The following is a 23,969-nucleotide window of genomic DNA, read 5'->3' on the forward strand; positions in this document are numbered from 1 at the left end:
TTTAATCTATGAAGTAGAATGAGACTTTAAACAAAACCTAAAACTAGATCTAAAGATAATCGAAATAAAACTTTGATTATCAGATAGTATTGAGTAGCTGTATCGGTATAAGTTTGATTCTGACTGAACATACCATTCAGTATTGAGATCAAACCAGCGCAGATGATTTCGTAGTTAGAATGCAATAATCTAGAATTGCACTCTAAATCTCCCTCTTCACGAAGAGAAAATACATTTTAGAGCTTTAAAAAGCTTAGCCAATTTCGGCTTTTATGTTATTTACCATCAAAATTAATCTTGGTGCAATATCCTCTTCCAGATTCTCACGGCTTAATACAAAACTTGGGCCACCACAATTGAATACCAGTAGCCCATGCTGTTCATGCAACAAAGGCACCGCTACTGAGTTCACATCTTTTTGCCATTCACCGATCGAAAAACAGCAGCCGTAATCTTGGTAGTCTTTAAATGCTTTGTCTAAATCTCGATTAATTTTAATCCAGTCTTCTTTATTCCTTTCCCGTATAGCATTTAACAGAAAATCACGCTCATCAGCAGGTATAGCTGCGAGACATGCTCTTCCCATAGCACTTAAATGGATTGGTAAGTAAGTCCCGACTGGACGACGCATCGTGACATTACCCTTGCCCTGTACCACATCTAGATAGATCATATTTAGACGATCACGCGTGGCCATGGCAACCGCAGCACCAGCATAATCCGCCAATTCCTGCATATGCGGATGGGCAATCGATCGAATAGAAACATTCGCTAGCATCGAATAGCCAAAAGAAAGCACACCCGATGACAATTGGAATTTATTCGAATTCGGTACTTGCTTGATATATCCCAAGCGTGACAGCGTATGGGTTAAACGTGTGATAGTCGCTTTTGGCAATCCTGTCATCTGGGATAGTTCCTGATTGCCCAGATGTTGATATTTTGGAGTAAAACAACGTAAAAGCTCTAAACCTCTAGCCAATGCTGTCACATATTGACGGTCATTTTCATCCTGCATGTCTTCAATCGGATTCAATAATTCGTGACGTAATGGCATCAAAAGATTTTCTGTCTGTTCTGAATCAATCAAATTATTCGTCATATTATTCCTGTCTAATCAAGTATACTTTGTTCCGCACTGCGGAAATTATAGTTCATTTATTTTAATTAGGGCAAAGGAGAGGCTTCGACAGACTGCGCTTTGCCCAATATTTTAATCTTATCCAATAATCCCCTTCTGCCTAAGTTCAGCGATCTTCTCTGCATCCAGAATGCCGCTTAAGATTTCATCAGTATTTTCACCCAGCATCGGCGGTGCTTTCTTATATTCCACCGGTGTGCGTGACAGTTTAATCGGGGAACCAATCACCGTTAACTTGTCTTTTAACGGATGCTTCATTTCAACCAGCATATTACGCGCAATCACCTGAGGTTCTTCAAATGCTTGCTGTAAATTGTTGATCAATCCCACAGGAACTTTAACCGCGTGAATCAAATCTACCCAATGCCGTGCAGTATTGGTTTTAAAATGGGTTCCAAGTAATTCATCCATTTCTTGACGATGCTGAATTCGCAACGCATTGTTTAAGAAACGCAGATCGTTTGGTAGCTCAGGCAAACCAATGGCCTGACATAACGCAACGAATTGCTTGTCATTGCCACAGGCGATAATAAAGTCCTGATCGATGGCTTTGAATACCTGATAAGGCACAATGTTCGCATGTGCATTACCATAACGTTCTGGAACTTTACTGGAAGCAAGATAATTCATACCCTGATTCGCTAACGTTGCGACCTGTACATCAAGTAAAGCCATATCAATATATTGGCCTAAGCCAGTCATAGTACGGTTAAGAAGAGCCGCCTGAATTGCAATCGTGGCATAAAGCCCAGTCGTCAAATCGGCAAAGGCCACGCCCACTTTTTGCGGCCCACCGCCCGGAAGATCATCTTTCTCTCCCGTAACGGACATCAAGCCACCCATTCCCTGAATGATAAAATCATAACCCGGTTCTGAGGCACGTGGACCGGTTTGGCCAAAACCAGTGATCGAACAGTACACCAGTTTTGGGTTGATCTTCTTTAAAGTCTCGTAGTCGAGACCGTACTTTTTCAGTGAACCCGCTTTGTAGTTTTCAATTAAAACATCTGATCCCACTGCCAATGTACGAACTAATTTTTGCCCTTCCGGTGTGGCAATATCGATCGCGATAGAAAGTTTATTGCGGTTCGCAGACTGGTAATACGCTGCTTCCTCCGTATCTTCACCTTGGTCATTCTTCATCCATGGCGGTCCCCACAAACGGGTATCATCACCCGTTTTAGGACGTTCGACCTTAATCACTTCTGCGCCTAAATCCGCTAGGATTTGGCCGCACCAAGGACCAGCCAGTACACGGCTCAAATCCAGTACGCGTATACCTTCCAATGCACTCATTCTATCTTCCTTTTATATGCGCTCAATCACCATAGCGAGACCTTGTCCCACACCAATACACAGGCTAATGACAGCATATTTTTTGCCACTTCGCTGTAATTCACGTGCTGTAGTTAAAGCCAAACGTGCACCGGAAGCCCCCAATGGATGACCCAGTGCAATTGCACCTCCATTCGGATTGACTCGTGGATCATCAAAAGCCACGTCCAAACCTTTTAAACAAGCCAACACTTGAGAGGCGAAGGCTTCGTTGATTTCAATGATATCCATATCATCCAAACTAAGGTTGGCACGTTTTAACGCAAGTTTAATCGCCTCTACCGGACCAGCACCCATAATACGTGGTTCAATCCCTGCCACACCAGAAGACAGTATTTTGGCAATCGGCTTAATTCCCAGTTTTTGTTCAGCTTCAGCAGAACCAATGATCAAGGCAGCTGCACCATCATTCACGCCTGATGCATTACCCGCAGTCACTACACCACCTTCAAATAAAGGCTTGAGCTTTTGTAAAGCTGAAAAATCTGAACTTGGACGTGGATGTTCATCGGTTTTAACTAATTTTGGTGGCAATTTTCGGCCTTGAGCAACCTCAACGCCGACGATCTCACCAGCAAAAAAATCGGATTGTTTGGCGGCTTCATATTTGGCTTGAGAAGCTGCAGCAAATTGATCGGCATCTTCACGTGTAACACCATATTCAACCGCAACGTTATCGCCAGTTTTAGGCATAGTGTCATCACCGAACTGCTTTTCAATCGCTGGGTTTGGAAAACGTGCACCGATGGTTGAATCAAAGACTTTAAAATCACGGCTGAAAGGCGTTTCAGATTTAGCAAAGACAAATGGCGCGCGAGACATGGATTCCACACCACCTGCCAGAATCACTTCACCTTCACCACAAGTAATCGCACGTGCAGCATCAATCACTGCAGCAAGACCAGATGCACATAAGCGGTTTACGGTCTGTGCAGGGGTTTTTACATCTAGGCCTGCAAGCAAAGTCGCATGACGCGCAATATTACGGCTATCCTCTCCGGCCTGATTGGTATTGCCCAGAATTACATCATCAAAGATATTAGTTGGAAGCTGGTTCTTTTCTACCAGTACTTGAATCACATGTGCTGCCAGATTGTCTGGTCGAATCGAAGATAAGGCTCCAGCGTGACGACCAAATGGAGTACGAAGACCATCGTAAATATATGCATTTAACATATTTTAATCCTTTAAATAGCGGAGGTATGGAGTAAAGACAGGTTCAAACGGGCACGACGCTGCAACCATGGACTTGGACGGTAACGTGGATCACCTGTATTGCTAGTAATGCGTTCCAGAATCAGCAGGATCCGCTGCGCACCAAGAACATCCCCCCATGAAATTGGACCATATGGGTAACCTAAACCAAGTTTCACTGCCTTATCGATGTCGGCTGCCTTAGCAATGCCCTGTTGTGCGATATCACAAGCTAGATTAATTACCATGGCCAATACACGCTGTGCGACAAATCCGATGCTTTCATCAATCACACTGACGCCATGGTCATTGGATGCAAAGATGGCGTGTGCCTGATCAGTGTAGGTTTTATACGTGGCAATCGATGGCATTAAAGTACGGTTTTTGGTGAAGTCAGTCAGCATATCTATGCTGACCGCACGTGTTGCATCAACACCAAAACGCAACGCAGCTGTTGTCGTGTCTTCCCCATAAGTAGCGAGTAGAATTAAGCTGTCTGCAGCCGGCTGCTCTGCCGTATCTAATGTTAATCTTTGTGCTTGCAGATAGTTCTTCAGGATTGTGGCATCCTGCTCTAAATCCGCCTTGATCCAGATCGGGCTAAATATTGAAACCTGAGGTACAGCCTGACGTGGTGCTTCATTGATTTTGACACCATCGACATATTTGTAGAAACCCTCTCCGACTTTGCGACCGACTTTTTTACCGACCAGCATCTGACGGGTTAAAGCACTTGGTCGATAACGTGCTTCCTGATAATACTGATTGAAGATGGATTCCATCACGGGATGAGAAACATCCAGTGCAGTCAGGTCAAACAGCTCGAGTGGCCCCATACGGAAACCAGCACCCTCACGTAAAATGCGATCAATTTCACTGACTGAAGTCACACATTCACCCAGTATTTTTAGCGCTTCTGTACTGTAAGCACGGCCCGCATGATTCACGATGAATCCCGGTGTATCTTTGGTGCGTACACCAAAGTGTCCCATCTTTTGTGCAAACTCAAGCAAGTCAGCGACCACGTGTTCATCCGTTGCCAAACCAGCAATTACTTCCACGATTTTCATCAGTGGTACTGGGTTGAAGAAATGGAAGCCTGCCAGGCGCCCTTGATGCTCAAGGTTTGAAGCAATTGCTGTCACAGAAAGCGATGAGGTATTGGTCGCCAGAATGGTGTCTTTCGATACAATACTTTCAAGCTGCTTAAACAAGCTTTGCTTGATTTCCAGATTTTCAATAATTGCCTCAACGACTAAATCAACGCCAGCAACTTCTTCGATTTTTTCAAGCACTACAAAACGTGCCAAGGTAACCGCAATCTGCTGGTCGGTTAATTTACCCTTTGCCGACAGTTTCTCTAAAGTAGCTTTTAATTTTGCCAAGCCTTGCTCTGCAGCACCTGGTTTTGCATCAAATAAGCGGACTTTAATACCTGCCTGCACTGCAATTTGCGCAATGCCCATCCCCATGATACCTGTGCCAATCAAGGCCATTGTCTGAATTGTCATGACTTATTTTCCTTGATATTGGGGGCTACGTTTTTCAAGAAAGGCATTGACACCCTCTTTTTGATCTTGAGTATCAAACAAAATCTGGAAAGCTTTACGTTCAAGTGCCAAAGCACTATCGAGTGGCATATTGGCACCCAAAGTCGTCACTTCTTTAATTTGCTCAACTGCAATCGGTGAAAATTGGGCAATCTGTGCCGCGACTTCAAGCGCTTTAGTGATCGTTTGATCATCTTCGACTACTTCAGACACCAAGCCAATTTTGTCAGCTTCTTCTGCAGAAAAAATCTTACCGGTTAACACGATTTGCATGGCTTTGAACTTCCCTACTGCACGCAGCAAACGTTGGGTACCACCTGCGCCCGGCATCAGTCCTAATTTGACTTCAGGTTGACCAAACTGGGCTGATTTTCCTGCAATAATGATGTCTGCATGCATAGCGAGTTCACATCCACCACCTAATGCATAGCCATTCACTGCAGCCACAATCGGTTTAGGGCAGGCAATTATTGACTGCCAGTATTGTTCTGTATGGCGTAAATACATATCAACGGTTTTTGCAGTGGTGAAGTCACGGATGTCCGCACCTGCTGCAAACACCTTATCACCACCAGTAATTACAATCGCACGAACTGTATCAGATGCGGCTAGCTGCGCAAATGTTGCCGCAAGCTGTTGGCGCAACTCCAGATTCAGGGCATTTCTGGCCTCTGGGCGATGCAGCTCGACAATGGCTACGCCATTGCTTTGAATATCCAAATGCAATACTTTATCACTCATAATAACACACCTGTTTCGCATAGCGGTTTAATTAAATCAAATATACTGTTTTTTTTAAAACATTAAAGCCCTAAAGACATAATTTTAGTTAAAATGTCAAAGTTCATACTTAGTTTTTGTGATTATTAAATACCGCATAGCGGTATTTAATATCAATATTATTGCATTTGTTTTTTTATTCTGTCATATTGTTTTCATTCCAAGACGCTATATCATCACTTGCTGAAGCAGTGATGCTGAGCTTTAGTTATTAAATACAAGGACTTGAAGATGATTCGTGATCAAGACACATTAAACCAGCTGGTTGACATGATCCGTCAGTTCGTGGATGGCGTTCTTATCCCAAATGAAGAATTCGTTGCAGAGACCGATGAGATTCCGGCTGAAATCGTGCAGCAAATGAAAGAACTCGGTCTTTTTGGACTCACCATTCCTGAGGAATATGAGGGTCTCGGTCTGACCATGGAAGAAGAGGTTTACATCGCGTTTGAATTAGGACGTACGTCACCTGCCTTCCGTTCGTTGATTGGTACCAATAATGGTATTGGTGCATCAGGATTGATTATTGATGGCACAGAAGAACAGAAACAATATTTTCTGCCGCGTCTAGCCAGTGGTGAAATTATTGGTTCATTCTGTTTAACAGAACCTGATTCTGGTTCAGATGCTGCCTCTTTAAAAACGACCGCAGTAAAGGATAGTGATGATTACATTTTAAACGGCACCAAGCGTTACATCACCAATGCCCCTCATGCCGGTGTTTTTACAGTAATGGCACGTACCAGTTCTGAAATTAAAGGTGCAGGTGGAATCTCTGCCTTTATCGTTGATAGTAAAACACCAGGTATTTCTTTAGGTAAACGTGACAAAAAGATGGGACAAAAAGGTGCTCATACCTGTGACGTGATTTTTGAAAACTGCCGTATCCCAGCTTCTGCACTGATTGGTGGCGTTGAAGGGGTTGGTTTTAAAACCGCAATGAAGGTTCTGGATAAAGGTCGTATCCATATTGCTGCTTTAAGTGTAGGTGCTGCTACACGTATGCTTGAAGACTCCCTGCAATATGCGGTTGAACGCAAACAATTTGGTCAAGCAATTGCGAACTTCCAGTTGATTCAAGGCATGTTGGCAGACTCTAAGGCTGAAATCTACGCTGCAAAATGTATGGTTCTTGATGCTGCCCGATTGCGTGATGCTGGACAGAATGTCAGCACAGAAGCCTCTTGTGCAAAAATGTTTGCTACGGAAATGTGTGGCCGTGTTGCGGACCGTGGCGTACAAATCCATGGTGGTGCTGGATATATCAGTGAATATGCTATTGAGCGTTTCTACCGTGATGTTCGTTTATTCCGTCTGTATGAAGGTACAACACAAATTCAGCAGGTAATTATTGCTCGTAATATGATCCGTGAAGCAACTCAATAATTTGAATAAAAAATGATTGAGTATTTCTAAAAAGATAGGATTGGCAATTTAAGTACACCTTGAATACTAATCCTGTATTTTTTTGATTTTCAGGATATACAACTGGAATAACCTGATCTGTCCTTGTCCTAAAACGGATCATTCACGAGAAAAAATGGATGTTATTCATATGCAAGAACAAGAAATCGAACGTGAATCGATGGAGTTTGATGTCGTTATCGTAGGCGCAGGCCCTGCGGGTCTTTCAGCGGCAATTCGCATCCGTCAATTAGCCATTGCCAATAACTTGGTCGACCTGTCCGTTTGTGTGGTAGAAAAGGGCTCCGAAGTCGGTGCGCATATTCTTTCAGGTGCTGTACTCGAGCCACGTGCAATCAATGAACTCTTCCCGAACTGGAAAGAAGAAGGTGCGCCTTTAAATGTTCCTGTAACGGAAGATAAAACCTATTTCTTGATGTCGCCTGAAAAAGCGCAAGAAGCGCCACATTGGATGGTGCCTAAAACCATGCACAATGATGGCAACTACGTGATTTCATTGGGCAACGTGGTGCGCTGGTTAGGTCAAAAAGCGGAAGAACTTGAAGTTTCAATTTTCCCGGGCTTTGCCGCAGCTGAAGTACTTTACCATGCAGATGGCACGGTTAAAGGTATTCAAACTGGTGACATGGGCATTGGTAAAGATGGCGAACCGACGCATAACTTTACCCCAGGTTATGAACTGCATGCCAAATACACCATTTTTGCTGAAGGCTGTCGTGGTCACTTAGGTAAGCGTCTCATTGCCAAATTCGATTTGGACAAAGATGCCGATCCACAGCACTATGGCATCGGGATTAAAGAACTTTGGGAAATCGATCCTGCAAAACACAAACCCGGTTTGGTGATGCATGGTGCAGGCTGGCCTTTAAGTGAAACAGGTTCTTCAGGCGGTTGGTGGCTATACCACGCAGAAAACAACCAAGTGACTTTGGGGATGATCGTCGATTTATCTTACGAAAATCCACACATGTATCCATTTGCAGAAATGCAACGCTGGAAAACCCATCCACTGGTGAAACAGTATTTAGAAGGCGGTAAGCGTATTTCTTACGGTGCACGTGCCGTGGTGAAAGGTGGTTTCAACTCACTACCGAAGTTCACCTTCCCAGGTGGTTCTTTAATTGGTGATGATGCAGGCTTCCTCAACTTCGCAAAAATTAAAGGCTCACACACCGCCATGAAATCAGGCATGTTGTGTGGTGAAGCCGTATTTGAAGCGATTCAAACTGGTGTTGAAAAAGGTGGTGATCTTGCGATTGCCCGTGTCACTGAAGGTGAAGACTTCTTCGCGAAAGAATTGACCGCTTATACTGAAAAATTCAACAACAGCTGGTTAAAAGAAGAGTTATACAACGCGCGTAACTTTGGCCCTGCGATGCACAAGTTTGGTCAATGGATGGGTGGTGCATTCAACTTCATCGACCAAAACGTGTTTAAAGTGCCATTTACACTACATGACTTAGCCCCTGACTTCAGCGCGCTAAAAACAGTAGATGCGGCAACCTTTAAGCCAAACTATCCAAAACCAGATGGCAAATTGACCTTTGACCGTTTGTCTTCAGTTTTTGTTTCGAATACGGTGCATGAAGAAAACCAGCCTGCACATTTGAAACTGACTGATGCCTCTATTCCAGTGAACGTCAACTTACCAAAATGGGACGAGCCTGCACAGCGCTACTGCCCTGCTGGTGTTTACGAGATTATGGAAAATGATGATGGTTCAAAACGCTTCCAGATTAACGCAGCGAACTGTGTACACTGTAAGACTTGTGACATTAAAGATCCATCTCAGAACATCACTTGGGTAACACCGGAAGGGGGTGGTGGTCCAAACTATCCGAATATGTAAGATTGAATATTAGATTAAAAGTAATTTCCCATTACCTTACTTTTAGTCGTATTTATATAACATAAAAGATTTGTATGGATCTGTTACCAGAGACATTTGATCTAATCGTTCGAATGTTATTTTTTAGGTAATCCTAGTCCCCTCGGGGGCTAGGATTAAAATTTTTATTTGATATTAAAGTAATTTAAATAATTCCTGAAGTTTGTTGATAAACCAAGTTCGAGCGTCTAAGTCATCTCGATGATTGTACCAATTGACACTGACATTAAAGGGCTTAACTGAAAATGGTAATTCAAAAATATTTACATCACCATTTCGCGCATATACTTTTGCGGCACGAGAAGGCAAAGTTACCAACAACTCAGAACTCGTTATGACATCTTGTAATACACTAAAATGAGGAAGTTCAAGCATAATTTTTCTTGTTAAGCCTGATTCTTTTAGTCTTTGATCAATTTCGATATGACCTGTTGAAGACTTAACTGCCGCATGATTTTCTTGGAGGTACAGTTCTAAACTGAGCTGATTCTTAACACGCGGATGGTGTTTGTGTGCAATGCACATGTAGCGCTCTTCAAATACATTGCGCGATTCAATTTTAGGCATAACAGTATAACTGCTATTAAACACAGCAACATCTAAAAAACCGTCAATCAGCCAATCCTCCACCCGATCAGATTGAATTTCCTCCACCTCTATCTTAATAAAAGGTGCTTCTTTAGAAAGATATTGAATCAATGAAGGTAAAAGACAGATTTCACCTAAATCAGACAACCCCAAACGAAAGATTCGGGTAGATGTTTTAGGATCAAACTGTTGCGAAGCTGTAATCGCCATTTCAATATCAGTAATAGCTTGTCTAAAACTCGGATATAGACTTTGCGCCAACTTGGTTGGTTTGACACCAAATTTATCACGCTCAAACAAAGCATCATTAAGATATTTACGTAGGCGATTGAGGTTATAGGTGACTGAGGGTTGGCTCAAATTTAAGCGATCAGCAGCATGGCTGATATTTTTAGTTTCATAAATAATAATAAAAACTTTAATAAGACTTAGATCGATCATTTTTTTCTTATCTCGATAAAATTAGGGAGGCGTACCTCCCCAATTTGCTATTAGGCTTCTACAACTTTTGCGTTTAATTTTGCTTTTTTTAAACGAAAGTGAATCATAGAGACACTCATCACTGCAATGATACAAGGAATGGCTAATGCAATAAAATTATAATTAATAGGTAAGCTCAAGCTTAATAACCAACCACATAAAATCGGCCCTAAAATTGCACCTAAGCGACCAACACCTAAAGCCATACCTAAGCCTGTTGCACGAATGTTGGATGAGTAAAATTGCGACATAAAAGCTAACAGTAAAATTTGTCCACCAATTGAAGCCGCACCCGCAACAGCAATACAGAAATAAAGAATGACAGTAGGTAAATTATAACTGAGTAAAATTAAGGCAATCGCACCACTAAAAAATAGCGTACATAAAACTTTGGCTAAATTAAAACGATCTGCAAAGTAACCACCACAAATTGCACCAAGCATACCACCAATATTTAAGGCAAGCAGAAAAACAAGACTCGTAGATAGATCATATCCAGCTTCCACCATCAATTTCGGTAACCAGTTTCCTAGGGCATAAACTAAAACGAGAGCCATAAACACACTGCCCCAGAATAACAACGTTACCGTACCACGATTCTCTGCAAATAAATCTTTTACAGGAGATTTAGAGGTTGACTGGTTGTCTTGATGTAGACCGATTTGAGTTTTTTCTGTATAGGAGATAGTGCTATCAATTTTCTTCAGAATCTGAATTGCTTTTTCGGTTTTCTTTTGGCGAACCAAATAATCAATCGATTCAGGTAAAAGCATCCAAATGATAGGTACCAGTAACAATGGTATGCCGCCTAAAATAAACATGATCTTCCAACCAAATTGAGGAACCAGCCACATTCCCAATAAAGCTGAACACATTCCACCAACAGCATAGCCACTGAACATTAATGAAACTAAGGTTGAACGTAGCTTTTTAGGAGCATACTCCGTCATAAGTGCAATCACATTTGGCATGACACCGCCTAAACCCAGACCCGCCAAAAAACGAAAGATTGCAAATTCTTGTGGATCCGTTGCATATCCGCAAAGCAAAGTAAAACCACTGAATAAACAGATGCATAAAATAATTAACTTTTTACGACTGAATCCATAACGTTCTAATTTATCACTCAAACTACCAAAAATAATGGCACCAAACATCATACCAAATAAAGCTACACTACCAAGAAAACCAGCAGTAATGCTATCAATTTTCCATTCTGCCATCAGTTTTGGTAGTGCTACACCGTATATTACTAAATCATAGCCATCAAAAATGATGATCAGTGCACTAAGCAAAATCACGCGCCAATGAATCGCTTTCAATTTAGCGTGATCAATAATTTCATTTGCATTAATCGTTTGCATAATTGACCTCCCTGGTCATATTCCTATGTTTTGTAATTTATTTCCCTTTAAGCAAACGTGCCTGCTTAAGTCATTAATTTCTTTTAATCAGGCACTGCAGCTTTTGTATGCTTATCCTTTAAGCAGAGATTTCTGTTTGCTGTAATTGATTCTTTAATGCCGCTTGGGCTGCCTCAATATCATTTTCCAGAGCGTGTTGCCACAACCAATCAAAACGATGCGCTAAATGCTTCCCTACAGAATCGAAATCTGGATACTTTGATGAATATAGCTCATAAATTTCGCCAGATTCACGTGAGGTATTTTGAACTTTTACAGCGCGGTTTAAACGAATTTTCTCATAAACCTCAGAAACAAGTTTGATAGATTCAGAAGTCAGCTCAGAGTTTTCTAATAATTTAGCTAAAATTAAAGCATCCTCAAGACCTTGCCCTGCACCAGCACCTTGATGAGGTAACATGGCATGTGCAGCATCGCCTATTAAAATTACATTGTTCGTTTTATTCTTATAGGTCGTTAAAGGTTGAATTTCATGTAAAGCCCAAATCGTTGGCGAATCAATGAGGTCAAGTAAAGCTTTACAGCTGTCACTCCAGTCATCAAAATCAGCGAGCATTTCCTGTTTTGAAACAGGGAATGTCCAAGGCGTATTTTCTGCCAAGACTGTTTGAGCACGATCTGATTTGAAAGCCACGATATTGATTTCTTCACCCTGACGGATCGGGAAAGTTAGAATATGCTTGTCTTTACCTAAAAACATTTGTGGAACATCGGCAATTTCTACATCGTTGCCTAATTTTTCAATCGCATTTTTAAAATCTTGGAATTTAATAATACCTCGATATGCCCACGTTCCAGAGAATTGGGGTTCAACACGCACTAATTCGTTTGAATCAAGCACATGATTACGTATAACGGAGCGAATTCCATCACAGCCGATCACATAATCAAATTCAGCTTGTTGACCATCAATGAAAGTAATCGTCACTTGATTTTTATTGGCTTCAATTTCTTGTACCCGTTTATTAAAATGTACATTAGTTAAAGGGACTAAAGGAATTAAAGTATCGAGGAAATCTGCACGGTGTACAGAGGACTGACCAACTTGAGGTGCAATCGAGGCAGATAAATACTCATCTGTATAGCCATTTCTCCATTGAAACCAAATATCCGTATATGGCGCTTTGACCTTATCAGCAATAGCTTCGTACTCTTGGCTTAAGCCTAATAACTGAATTGCTTTAACTGCATTGGCGCCAAAAGAAATACCTGCTCCAATTTCAGAAAATTGAGGTGCAGCTTCAAATAGATGTACATCTAAATTCGTATTTTTGACCAATTGAGTCGTGAGTGCTAAGCCAGCAATACCGCCACCAATCACCGCAACTTTAATCTTCTTGTCCATTTTTAGCATTCCTTACTAAATCGCTTAGATTTCTATCATTGGTTATTTTTTAGGACAAATCCAATTTATATTTTTTTGCCTATACTATCTATTTTTCTGATATTTCCTCAAAAAGTCGATCTTTAAGTTTTATTATTTAAATTTATTTTTAATTAAATCAATAAATTATCAAGTATATTTTGATTGATCCACTCATTCAAAAAAGTGTTTTGATTAAAAATTTCATATTCAATTAGGAGAAAGGGATATGAAGCTTAAAAAGGATGACCATGTTATTACTCCAAAAAAATATCAATCTAGCCTATATATTAATTATAAAAATATCGATTTTTATAATTAATAATTTGAGAGTAAATTCTAAATTTAGAGGATTACTTAGTTTTTTATTAAGTATTTTTACTTATAGAAATTTATTTAATTACAACTTGGTATGCCTCATTACATTAATATGCAAACATGTAGTTTTGTTTTTCTATTTAATTTGCTTTATTTAAGCAAGTTAAACTTCATTAATTAACTGATTTTTGGAAAAGCTGATTACTTATTACAGGAAGTTATAGTATGAACCGCCAACAAATTGATGCCCTCGTAAAAGAAATGAACGTCGACACAGCGACTGGCCCTGTTAATGCTCGTGTACAACAAATTGTTGTACGTTTACTTGGTGATCTATTCCAAGCTATAGAAGATTTAGATATTTCACAATCGGAATTATGGAAAGGTCTGGAATACTTTACCGATGCTGGTCAAGCCAATGAATTAGGGCTTCTTGCTGCGGGTTTAGGTCTGGAACACTATCTTGATTTACGTGCTGATGAAGCTGATGTTAAAGCCGGTATTTCGGGTGGCACTCCACGTACCATCGAAGGTCCGCTTTATGTTGCTGGTGCACCTGAATCTGTTGGTTTTGCTCGCATGGATGATGGTTCTGAAACAGACAAAATCCCTACCTTGTTTATTGAAGGCACAGTAACTGATACTGATGGCAACATCATTGAAGGTGCCAAAGTTGAAGTCTGGCATGCCAACAGCTTAGGTAACTACTCATTCTTTGATAAGTCACAATCTGATTTCAATTTACGTCGCACCATTTTCACTGACGCTGATGGTAAATACTTAGCACAAACCACGATGCCTGTTGGTTATGGTTGCCCGCCAAAAGGTACAACTCAATTTGTACTCGACAAACTTGGTCGTCATGGTAACCGCCCTTCTCACGTGCATTATTTCGTTTCTGCTCCTGGTTATCGCAAGTTAACAACACAATTTAACATTGAAGGTGATAAATACCTTTGGGATGATTTCGCATTCGCGACACGTGATGGTCTGGTAGCAACTGCTGTCGATGTGACAGATGAAGCTGAAATGGCTCGTCGTGGCGTTAAGCAGCCGTTCAAACATATCACATTCAATGTTGAGTTAGTGAAAGAACAGCAAGGTGTTCCGGCAACAGAAGTTGAGCGTCGTCGCGCTAGCGCTTAATACAATGAAGACTGGGATGTACACTAATAGTGACATCCTGATTTTTTTATCTTATACATAATCTCAAAAAATTCCTCTATTGTTTCATGAGATAAGTTTTACTCAGCTGATTCTCTATCGAAACAATATAAAGTTTTCAATAAATATTTATGTAGATAAATCATATTGATACAATCAATAAATCCATTTATTGCAGATAAATTCAATACATTTCATACTAAGTACAGTATTTCATATTTCAGAAATACTGTACTTTTAAAGGTTACTTGTAATGAATGACTGTACGAATTGACTTACCCTCATGCATCAGATCAAATGCTTCATTAATTTGGTCTAAACCCATGGTATGCGTCACAAAAGGTTCTAGTTGAATCTCACCTTTCATTGCATCTTCAACCATACTAGAAAGTTGAGTACGACCTTTTACACTACCAAAAGCACTACCCATCCATTTACAACCAGTAACAAGTTGGAATGGTAGAGTTGAAATTTCCTGACCCGCGCCTGCAACACCAATAATTACAGCTTGTCCCCAACCACGGTGAGCACATTCTAATGCTGATCGCATAATATTCACTTTACCAATACATTCAAATAAATGGTCGACATCCAAACCTGTCATTTCAACAATCACTTGCTGAATAGGCTTGTCATAATACTTTGGATTTAAAAAAACAGTTGCGCCAAACTCTTCCGCTAGCTTGAATTAACTCTTCATTTCGTTCACTTTCAGTCGAATCACCCGATACCAAAGTATCTTTTAGATGTATCTCCAGAAGTTCAGTCATTAATCCATTCATTGCACCTCGAATTGCACAGATTTGTTGCAAAATAGAGGCACAAGGCATATCACCTTCAAGAGCATTTTCAATTGCTTGCATTTGCCCTTTCATTTTCTTAATGCGTAGCAAGATTCTTTTTTTATCTTCAACTTGTTTAGGCATATTTTCACACTATCAATAAACTATACTGGGGTATAGTATTACAAGTAGTAAAGAAAACAAATTAATTTTAAATAATAAAGTAAATTTAATGTGGCAATTAAGTTAAAAATACAAATTAAATTAAATAGTTAAGATTATTTTAACTAAATTTACTTTTCTCTGATAAGGCCATGAGTGTATCAATCACATAACGTAACCCTGGTAGTAAAACGGGTGTACGCGGCCAAATAATACTAAGTTTTGTTGGTTCCGGGTTAAACTCAGGCAATATGATTTGCAATTTATTCTCCACAATGTGTTCTTTTATTAAAGAGAGTGGGAATTGCATGATCCCAGCGCCAAGTAAACAAGCATCTACCATTGCATCACCATCACTGATTTGATGAAAGGGCTTAGGATAAAATCTGACATCTTGTAAATTTTCATTTTTGAGCAACCAACCTAATGGGGTTGCACCTCGCCACGCAACTAAACATTGATGCTGATTTAAATCTTCCAGCGTATTTGGAATTCCATTTTTTTTCAAATATAGTGTAGAAGCACAGAGTACAAGCTGTTGATCATTTAAATTTTTGGCAACTAAATCCAAACTATCTTTTACCTCACCAAACCGAATAGCTAAATCAAAACCTAGGTCTTGTGGGTCAATAACTTTATCATTAAAAGTAATAATAAAACTTAATCTTGGATGTTCAGAAGACATTTCCATCAAGATGGGAATCATGACCTTCCGACCAAAAGCGGAAGGCATATCAATTCTTACAATGCCATTAGGAGCATTGATATTCGCTCGCAAAAGGTTTTGTGCAGACTCCAAAGTTTGTAAGGCATCCAAACAACTTTTTAAATATCCTTCACCTTCAGTCGTTAAGGTGATCTTTCTGGTATTACGATGAAATAATGTAATCCCGAGATTTTCCTCTAGGCGACTTATACTTTTTCCAATAGTAGATTTTGAAACGCCTAATTCTTCTGCAGCATTGGTAAAACTCTTCTGCTGTGCTGCAGTAATGAAATAGATCAGACTTTTAAAAGAATCTAATGAAATGGAAGGTGACATAATGAGAATGATCCTAAAAAAATGAATCTGTTTAATACACCATTTAACAAAGCTCTATTTCTCTTTATTATCTAGGAAACCTGTTAAATCCTGAGTGAATTGAGTCGGGTTCTTAAATGCTAAAAAATGATCAGCATAATCCCCTTTATAAATAAACAGTTCAGAATTTTTAATTGCTGAATTCATCCATTTTTGACTCTGTAGATTATTACTATATTCTCCAGTAAAAATTGCTGTAGGTTTGGTTACCTTATATTGAATAACATCTTCCCAGTTATTCGTTGCATGGTCAAACAGCACTCGAGACATATTTTTTGGAGATTTTTTAATAACAGCTTGAGCAAAACTTTCCGAATTTTTAAAGTAATCAGAATCTTGCTTCATATAGCGTGAAAAAACATTCATATCTGCAACTTGCTGGTTTGTAGGTTCATTATTAGTAAAAGCAGCAATCATGCGTTCTGGTGATGTTGTCATTGCACCGAGGTTTAAACGTTTTTCTTCACTCCAATCACTGTGAGTATATATGGAGATGGGCTCATCAATGAAGGCTAATTTTTTTAACTTTGTATCTCCGAAAAGATCGATATAACTCCAGATAATAGAAGCACCCATCGACCAGCCTACAAGATTGACTTGCTTATTCTGTGTATGGTCAATAAATTCTTTTAAATCGACTGCATAACGTGAGATTCGATTACCATAAGGAACACTATCTGAAAGACCTTGATTTCTTGGGTCTAATACAAAAACGTGATATTTTTTGCTGAGCAAAAACATCACATTAATAAATTCAGCACCATTCGCTGACCATCCTGGTACAAAGATTACAGGTTCACCACTTCCAGCTTCCCAATAAGCCAAATTAACATTATCACTTGTCTTGAATTTGTTAATTTTCAATTCTTTAAACTGTGATAACTTTTCAGGAAAACCTTCAATTTTATGGGGGAAATGATAATCCTGAGCGAGTGCTTTAATTGCATCTGCAGCAAATAGACTTGGGCTTAAGCCAGTTAAAATAATACTTAAGGAAATGGGAAATAACTTATTCATAATATACTCAGATTGAATAGATTAAAGAGCAATATCATTGTGCAAGGCAATGCCGCATTGTTCTGACATTTTTTCCATCCAAGATTGCACATTCTTAGGCCAAACAATGCCCTTAACAATCGATAAGGATCGTAAAATTGGAAAAAGAAGAATATCGGTATAAGACCAAGAATTCGTTCTGCTTTCGAGTGCCTCTAAACTGATCATGTTATTTAGAACTTCAAGCTCCTTAACAATAAAATCAATTTTTGAAGTACTAGCATTTAATTTTTCAATAAAATCACCAATAGCTGCTTGTTTTTTATTAATAAAATACATTCTAGCAGTAATTTTATTGAACTCTTTAAAATCAGAAAAAGCCCAGCGAGGAATGGCTAATTCGTAAATGATCCGTTCAATATTGATAATCCAATTTTCAATCTCAATTTTTCTGTCTTCAATTAAAGATCGATCCCCACTCATTGAATCAATATGAGTAACGATATCTAAGCTTTCGCCCATATAGTGATTATTTTTAAGTTTTAAAATTGGTAAACTTTTTTTACCAATCATATCTATTGGTGTCTTTTCATCATCATTATCCAAAATAATTTCTGAATAATTCAATTTTTTAAGGCCAAAGATCATTCTGGCTCTGGTACAGAATGGACAGTGATCATAGATATATAATTCCAACTCAATTTCTCCTAAAATTATTTTGAAAAACCGTTAAATGGTATTAAATATTGAGCGCCAAACTTATCCAATCTGCTTTTTTCCTCATCATTAGGATGACCATAAACGGTGAGTTCGGTGATCGAAACAAGTGAAAGGAATTCATCTGCAAAAGGTGAAAATGTTGTGTCGATATGTGATAAAAGCGAATTTTCTTGATAACGTTCAATAATATGAACACTACTCTTTTCTTCATTGACACTATACAAATAAGTCAAGGTACCTACTTCTTTATCTGCATCATTGACAATCTGCGCAATCAGTTTTTCAAAAGTCTGAAAAGAACTACTCTCCAAACTCAATTTAAATACGCATATAATTTCATTATTCATTAGTATTACAACTCGTTTGATTAATAAAAAAGTAAGTGAATACTGAATTTCACTTACTCTTGATCAATTGTTTACCCTTGTTTCTTTAAGGTCTCTGAAAATAACTCACCGGATATAGCCCAGTTGTCTACTGAAACATCATTAAAAATGACATAGATATATTTGGGGTCTATATTTGCATGCTTAGAAATGGCTTCAGTGACTTCTTTTGCAATAGCTGGTTTAGCTTCATCACGGCCTTCAAATAATTGGATATTGACTACTGGCATTTTATTTACCTATTCATAAGAGTATGTCTTATCAATTTAAAGGATTCCGGAGTGGGGATAAACATTCAAAAATTCTCAACATTGTAGAAAAAAATTCTACAAAACCGAACAATCAATTTAAGCTATTTTTATTTTAATTATTTGTAGGTAAAATTTTAATTAAAAATTATCTGCACATTTATTTAATGAAAATTTAACATCATATAAAAAACCAATGTCTAAAAATGTATAGACATTGGTTTTGTTAAAATTTAAATTAAATCAACTTTAGTAGAGAATCAAACTTAGTATAACCATCAGACTCTAAAAAATGACCTGCATTATTTTCTATAATCAACTCTGCAGAAAGCTGTTTTGCAAGATTCCTAGTTAAAATTGGATCAACGATTACATCATTACTTGATACAAAAACAATAATTTTGTCAAAATACTGTGCAGTTTTTACTAAATCCAATTGACATTCATTAATAAAATTATCTAGATCAGGAAAAGATTTTAACTTCTCATTAAATCCAGCAACAAGAATTAATTTATCAAGTTTAGGGCCAGTATAGTTTTTAAAAAAATCTAGTGTAGAAATACAACCTAAACTATGACAAACAATAGAATCTCCTGTTTTTACATTACTAAGTAGATTACTAATATCCTTTTTCCATGTATGATATTCAGGATTATCTGCATTTGTTAATGTTTCAGCCATTAATTTTTTATTATTTTTTTGAAGTTCATTTTTCAACCATGGAAACCAATGTGATTCAGAATTTGCTAAGTATCCATGAATTAAATATATTGAATTACTCATTCCTATTTCCTTAATTTTATATTAACCAATTTGAATTTGTGTGATCTTAGATAATTCCTGTCGAATTTCAGCAGGAGTTTTTTTGAAGAACTTATGAAATACCCGATTCATATGGCTTTGGTCAAAAAAACCTGATTCACTTGCAATAACCTTAATCGGCATATCTTTCCGACTTATCAAAAGTTTTTTTGCTAACTGAATCCTTTGTTCCATAATATATGCCGCTGGAGAAGTTCCAAAATCTACTTTAAATTTTCTCATCAGATGTGGAACGCTGATCCCAATTAATATTGATAAATCCTCCAAGCAGATCTTTTCACTTAAATTTTGCTGAATAAAATCTACCAATAAGTTTCGCTGAACCAAATTAAATCCTGTTTTACAAAAACCTTCCTTAAATTCTAATTTTGCATAGCGTCTTAAAAGATGAAGGGCAATTTGATTTTTAATACTTTCAACAAATAAGTTACCTCCTAATCCACCATTTCTTAACTCTTGTTCTAATAATGACGATAAAACAGGTAATGTTTCATCTTCAACACCAATCTCATCTGGAATTCTAATATTAGCTATGTCATAGTCGAATACTTGATTAGCCATATTTGATACAGTTTCATGAGCTATATATACATGAACTACTTCTAGTTCTTTATCCCAAGCCCATCTAGTATCTTCTCCACATGTAAGTAGTGATACAGTTTTAGGATTTACAGTTTTGGTTTTCCAAGAATTATTTTCCCTACGTTTCATTTCTAGATTGTTAGATTTATAGTTAACAATCATATAATCACGCATAGCAGGAATATCAACATCTAAATAGTTATAACTATAGCCACGCATAGCTATATTATCCCAACCTAGACCTATACTATCTATAGTAAGATCTCCTGGAACCCACAAAATCACTTCTTCAGGTTTTACTAATTTTTTTGCAGTTTTATCCATACTCATTTTAACTTCCATCCTTAAAGTCAAAAGAGATTTGGTGAACTGGATTCAGCTCACCAAAAATATTTAGTTCATTTTGGTAATAAACTTGGTATTCAAGTAACCATCGAAGGATTCAATACCACCCTCACTACCAAATCCACTATCTTTAATGCCACCAAAAGGTGTTTCAGCAAGAGCTAAGCCAATATGATTAATCGAAACCATTCCAGCCTCTAAACCTCTTGAAATTTTATGGGAGTTTTCTAGAGATTGTGTAAAAGCGTATGATGCTAAACCAAAAGGTAACCGATTTGCCTCGAGAAGAACATCATCAACTGTCTTAAAAGGAACTAAACCAATGATAGGACCAAACGGCTCATCATTCATAAAATCCATCTCATTAGTTAAATCACTTATTACGGTAGGCATGAAATAATTTCCCTTCCCGTCTATTACATCACCACCTGTTTGGATTTTTGCACCCTTTTGTTTTGCATCTTCGACTATTTTAAGCATAGCACTAATACGTCGAGTTTGTGCTAATGGCCCCATTTGACTTTGACTATCTAGACCATTTCCAACTCTAATTTTTTGAGTACGTTGAGTAATTTTTTGTACAACTTCATGATAAACATTTTCTTGCACATAAAATCTTGTTGGAGATATACACACCTGCCCAGCATTTCTGAATTTATATCCAACCAAAGCTTCAACAGCTTTATCAATATTGGCATCATCACAAATAATGACTGGAGCATGTCCCCCTAATTCCATGGTACATTGCTTCATGTGTAAACTTGCTAGAGCAGCCAATTTTTTTCCGATTGGAGTAGATCCAGTAAAACTTACTTTTTTAATGATCGGAGATTTGATTAAATATTCAGAAATAAAATCTGAATCTCCCCATACCATATTTAGAACACCTTTAGGTAATCCCACCTCATGAAACATTTGTGCAATCGCTACTACTGCACTTGGTGTATCACTTGAACCTTTTATGATGATGCTACAACCAGCTGCGATAGCTGCTGAAATTTTTCTGATTGCCTGATTAAATGGAAAATTCCAAGGTGAAAATGCTAAACACACACCTATTGGTTCACGAATAACAATTTGTTCGACATCAGAACGTCTAGACGGAATAACACGACCATAAATTCGTCTACATTCTTCAGCATGCCATTCTGCATGTTCTGCACAAACTTTTACCTCTCCAATTGCTTCTTGAAGTGGCTTTCCTTGATCAAGGGTAATCCAACGTCCGATTTCTTCAGAACGTTCACGTGCAAGTTGAGCAAACTTTCGTAAAATATCACTTCTTAATAATGGGGAAGAATCTTTCCAAGATTCAAACGCTTCTTGTGCACTTTCTAATGCTAGATCTAAATCACTTTGAGTTGCGCATGGCATAACACCAATACACTCATTCGTCGCAGGATTAAGGATTTCTCTGCTATCTCTGTTTAGGTGAATAAATTCACCATTAATGTACATAGGTATTTGTGGATAGTTCATTTACTCATACTCTTAATAATTTATATCTTATGAAGCTACAACTGATTCTTTAGAGTGTGATTTAGCTTTTAACTTAAAATTAGAAAAATTGTTCAGACGTGCTTGAGCAAGAACACTCCTATATTCTTTAAGACCACCCATATAGAAATAAACTGTATTCTTTTTACCTGGAATATTAGCGCCAAAAATCCATGACTCCGCTTTAGGAAATAAAGTCTGAGCTGCAATATCTGCACACACCTGAGTCCACTTTTCCTCTTCAATCGCAGGAGCTTCAATTGACTCAATATTCTGCTCTTGCGCAAATTGAATAAAATCACTAATCCACTCAACCTGTGTTTCAATAGATGGAGGCAGGTTTGTAAAAGGACCATTAGGTCCAAGTACCATAAACATATTTGGATAATTTGCTACAGTAATACCCAAATAACTTGAAGGACCTTCTTTCCAATAGTCTTTCATTTCTAAACCATTTCTACCACGTATATCCATTCGGATATAATTCCCATCTACTGCATCAAATCCAGTCGCACAGATCAGCACGTCTAATTCAATAAATTTACCGTCAGTTAATCGTACACCTTGTTCAGTAATCTCTTGAATTGGATTTGATTTCACATCTTCAAGTGTTACGTTGTCTCTGTTAAAAACAGCATAGTATCCACTATCACACAAAGGACGTTTAGCGTACAAATCTTTGGGCATCAATTTTTTGGCAATTTCAGGATCTTTTACAATTTCAGCAATTTTGTTTTTAATAAAATTTTGAGCTTCAATATTAGCTTCCATATTGGTTGCAATATCACCAAAAGTTTCGAACATGAATCTAAAACCACCACCTTTTTGCCATGCATCTTCAAAGATAGCTTTACGCTCCTCAGGAGTCACACTAAAGGTTGGTCTATCTGTTTCATTCAAACCGAAACCAAGAGCTGAATTCCAAACCTGATCCCAAATTTTTTCATAATTATTACGGATGGTTTTTACTTCTTGCTCTGATAACTGGCTATTACCAATTGGTACTGTATATTGTGCCGAACGCTGTAATACCGTCAAATGTTTCACTTTAGGTGCAAGTGATGTAATAACCTGTACCCCTGTAGAACCTGTACCAATTACAGCTACACGCTTTCCAGACATTTCTGCATTTTCAGGCCAGCGACTAGTATGATAAAGCTCCCCTTTAAAATTTTCGATTCCTTTAATCTTAGGCAGATTAGGAGCAGATAAAAGACCTAAAGCAGTGATTAGAAACCGGGCTCTAAAAACATCACCTTTATCAGTAGTTACGATCCATTGGTTATTTAGTTCATCAAAATGTGCTGAATTAATACCAGTATTAAACTCAATATTTTTTCTAAGGTCGTGCTTGTCAGCGACTGCTTTTAAATAATTAAAAACATCGGGACCATTAATATATTTATTTTTAATATCAAATGTTTGCAGTAAATCTTTTTCCCAGCAGTAACGATATAAATGAGTTTCTGAATCTGATAATGCACCAGGATATTTATTCCAAAACCAGGTTCCACCGACTTCTGCTGCTTTATCAAAAGCACGGACTTTTAAATTTAGTTCATCACGCAATTTTTTAATTGCATATAAACCACCAAAACCTGTTCCTATTACAATTGCATCATAATCCATATCAATCATTGACATTTTTAATCTCCATATTTTCCTTAAAAATAAGAACCGTGATTACACTTCACGTA

At 38.1% G+C, this 23,969-nt stretch carries 21 protein-coding genes and 1 pseudogene; 3 read left to right on the forward strand and 19 right to left on the reverse strand.

The annotated features are described in order from the left end of the window. Window positions 1-253 precede the first annotated feature (253 nt). The 5 genes from E0H94_RS17330 to E0H94_RS17350 all read right to left on the reverse strand — a co-directional run bounded on the left by E0H94_RS17330 (window position 254) and on the right by E0H94_RS17350 (window position 5,961). Window positions 254-1,102, reverse strand: coding sequence for an IclR family transcriptional regulator (locus E0H94_RS17330; protein WP_131327627.1), 849 nt, complete (start codon window positions 1,100-1,102; stop codon window positions 254-256). 117 nt (window positions 1,103-1,219) lie between these two features. After that, window positions 1,220-2,437, reverse strand: coding sequence for a CaiB/BaiF CoA transferase family protein (locus E0H94_RS17335; protein WP_131327628.1), 1,218 nt, complete (start codon window positions 2,435-2,437; stop codon window positions 1,220-1,222). Between the two features lie 12 nt (window positions 2,438-2,449). Further along, window positions 2,450-3,652 carry a 3-oxoadipyl-CoA thiolase gene (locus E0H94_RS17340; RefSeq protein WP_131327629.1) on the reverse strand — a complete coding sequence of 401 codons (1,203 nt, stop codon included), beginning with the start codon at window positions 3,650-3,652 and terminating at the stop codon, window positions 2,450-2,452. Window positions 3,653-3,663: 11 nt separating this feature from the next. Next, on the reverse strand, window positions 3,664-5,181 hold the full coding sequence (locus tag E0H94_RS17345) for a 3-hydroxyacyl-CoA dehydrogenase (RefSeq protein ID WP_131327630.1): 1,518 nt from the start codon (window positions 5,179-5,181) through the stop codon (window positions 3,664-3,666). A 3-nt stretch (window positions 5,182-5,184) separates the two neighbouring features. Further along, a complete protein-coding gene (locus E0H94_RS17350; protein ID WP_131327631.1) occupies window positions 5,185-5,961 on the reverse strand; it encodes an enoyl-CoA hydratase in 777 nt (258 codons plus the stop codon). 270 nt (window positions 5,962-6,231) lie between these two features. Between E0H94_RS17350 and E0H94_RS17355 the strand changes: the two genes are divergently transcribed. Both E0H94_RS17355 and E0H94_RS17360 read left to right on the forward strand, forming a co-directional pair. Further along, the gene (locus E0H94_RS17355) at window positions 6,232-7,386 is read left to right on the forward strand and encodes an acyl-CoA dehydrogenase family protein (RefSeq protein ID WP_131327632.1); all 1,155 of its coding nucleotides are present in this window, start codon (window positions 6,232-6,234) and stop codon (window positions 7,384-7,386) included. Between the two features lie 169 nt (window positions 7,387-7,555). Beyond that, complete coding sequence (locus tag E0H94_RS17360; protein ID WP_131327633.1) at window positions 7,556-9,274, forward strand: electron transfer flavoprotein-ubiquinone oxidoreductase; 1,719 nt, start codon at window positions 7,556-7,558, stop codon at window positions 9,272-9,274. A 174-nt stretch (window positions 9,275-9,448) separates the two neighbouring features. Here the strand turns inward: E0H94_RS17360 and E0H94_RS17365 are convergent, their stop codons facing one another. From E0H94_RS17365 to salA, 3 genes are all read right to left on the reverse strand, one after another. Continuing rightward, window positions 9,449-10,342 carry a LysR family transcriptional regulator gene (locus E0H94_RS17365; protein ID WP_086210557.1) on the reverse strand — a complete coding sequence of 298 codons (894 nt, stop codon included), beginning with the start codon at window positions 10,340-10,342 and terminating at the stop codon, window positions 9,449-9,451. A gap of 50 nt (window positions 10,343-10,392) precedes the next feature. Then, window positions 10,393-11,745 carry an MFS transporter gene (locus E0H94_RS17370; RefSeq protein ID WP_131327634.1) on the reverse strand — a complete coding sequence of 451 codons (1,353 nt, stop codon included), beginning with the start codon at window positions 11,743-11,745 and terminating at the stop codon, window positions 10,393-10,395. Between the two features lie 118 nt (window positions 11,746-11,863). Continuing rightward, on the reverse strand, window positions 11,864-13,150 hold the full coding sequence (gene salA, locus E0H94_RS17375; RefSeq protein ID WP_131327635.1) for a salicylate 1-monooxygenase: 1,287 nt from the start codon (window positions 13,148-13,150) through the stop codon (window positions 11,864-11,866). A gap of 561 nt (window positions 13,151-13,711) precedes the next feature. Between salA and catA the strand changes: the two genes are divergently transcribed. Beyond that, window positions 13,712-14,632 carry a catechol 1,2-dioxygenase gene (gene catA, locus E0H94_RS17380; RefSeq protein ID WP_131327636.1) on the forward strand — a complete coding sequence of 307 codons (921 nt, stop codon included), beginning with the start codon at window positions 13,712-13,714 and terminating at the stop codon, window positions 14,630-14,632. A gap of 262 nt (window positions 14,633-14,894) precedes the next feature. Here the strand turns inward: catA and E0H94_RS17385 are convergent. The 11 genes and pseudogenes from E0H94_RS17385 to E0H94_RS17435 all read right to left on the reverse strand — a co-directional run. Beyond that, a pseudogene (locus tag E0H94_RS17385) lies at window positions 14,895-15,338 on the reverse strand (zinc-binding dehydrogenase); the annotation flags it as partial. Beyond that, window positions 15,283-15,576, reverse strand: a complete 294-nt coding sequence (locus E0H94_RS17390) for a metal/formaldehyde-sensitive transcriptional repressor (RefSeq protein WP_131327637.1) — start codon at window positions 15,574-15,576, stop codon at window positions 15,283-15,285. The pseudogene E0H94_RS17385 and the gene E0H94_RS17390, both read right to left, overlap by 56 nt. A gap of 139 nt (window positions 15,577-15,715) precedes the next feature. Next, complete coding sequence (locus E0H94_RS17395; RefSeq protein WP_131327638.1) at window positions 15,716-16,636, reverse strand: LysR substrate-binding domain-containing protein; 921 nt, start codon at window positions 16,634-16,636, stop codon at window positions 15,716-15,718. Window positions 16,637-16,690: 54 nt separating this feature from the next. After that, window positions 16,691-17,692, reverse strand: coding sequence for an alpha/beta fold hydrolase (locus E0H94_RS17400; protein WP_131327639.1), 1,002 nt, complete (start codon window positions 17,690-17,692; stop codon window positions 16,691-16,693). Between the two features lie 21 nt (window positions 17,693-17,713). Continuing rightward, window positions 17,714-18,367, reverse strand: coding sequence for a glutaredoxin 2 (gene grxB / locus E0H94_RS17405; RefSeq protein ID WP_131327640.1), 654 nt, complete (start codon window positions 18,365-18,367; stop codon window positions 17,714-17,716). A gap of 17 nt (window positions 18,368-18,384) precedes the next feature. Further along, on the reverse strand, window positions 18,385-18,738 hold the full coding sequence (locus E0H94_RS17410) for a hypothetical protein (protein ID WP_131327641.1): 354 nt from the start codon (window positions 18,736-18,738) through the stop codon (window positions 18,385-18,387). A gap of 71 nt (window positions 18,739-18,809) precedes the next feature. Continuing rightward, the gene (locus E0H94_RS17415; protein WP_086210547.1) at window positions 18,810-19,007 is read right to left on the reverse strand and encodes a tautomerase family protein; all 198 of its coding nucleotides are present in this window, start codon (window positions 19,005-19,007) and stop codon (window positions 18,810-18,812) included. 256 nt (window positions 19,008-19,263) lie between these two features. Continuing rightward, on the reverse strand, window positions 19,264-19,809 hold the full coding sequence (locus E0H94_RS17420; protein WP_131327642.1) for an RBBP9/YdeN family alpha/beta hydrolase: 546 nt from the start codon (window positions 19,807-19,809) through the stop codon (window positions 19,264-19,266). A 21-nt stretch (window positions 19,810-19,830) separates the two neighbouring features. Next, window positions 19,831-20,760 carry a helix-turn-helix domain-containing protein gene (locus E0H94_RS17425; RefSeq protein ID WP_165495632.1) on the reverse strand — a complete coding sequence of 310 codons (930 nt, stop codon included), beginning with the start codon at window positions 20,758-20,760 and terminating at the stop codon, window positions 19,831-19,833. Window positions 20,761-20,823: 63 nt separating this feature from the next. Then, a complete protein-coding gene (locus E0H94_RS17430; protein ID WP_131327644.1) occupies window positions 20,824-22,254 on the reverse strand; it encodes an NAD-dependent succinate-semialdehyde dehydrogenase in 1,431 nt (476 codons plus the stop codon). A 27-nt stretch (window positions 22,255-22,281) separates the two neighbouring features. After that, window positions 22,282-23,916 (reverse strand): flavin-containing monooxygenase, encoded by a 1,635-nt coding sequence (locus tag E0H94_RS17435; protein ID WP_131327645.1) that lies wholly within the window; start codon window positions 23,914-23,916, stop codon window positions 22,282-22,284. Between the last annotated feature and the right edge of the window lie 53 nt (window positions 23,917-23,969).

The sequence above is a fragment of the Acinetobacter sp. ANC 4173 genome, assembly GCF_004331255.1.
Classification (GTDB): domain Bacteria; phylum Pseudomonadota; class Gammaproteobacteria; order Pseudomonadales; family Moraxellaceae; genus Acinetobacter.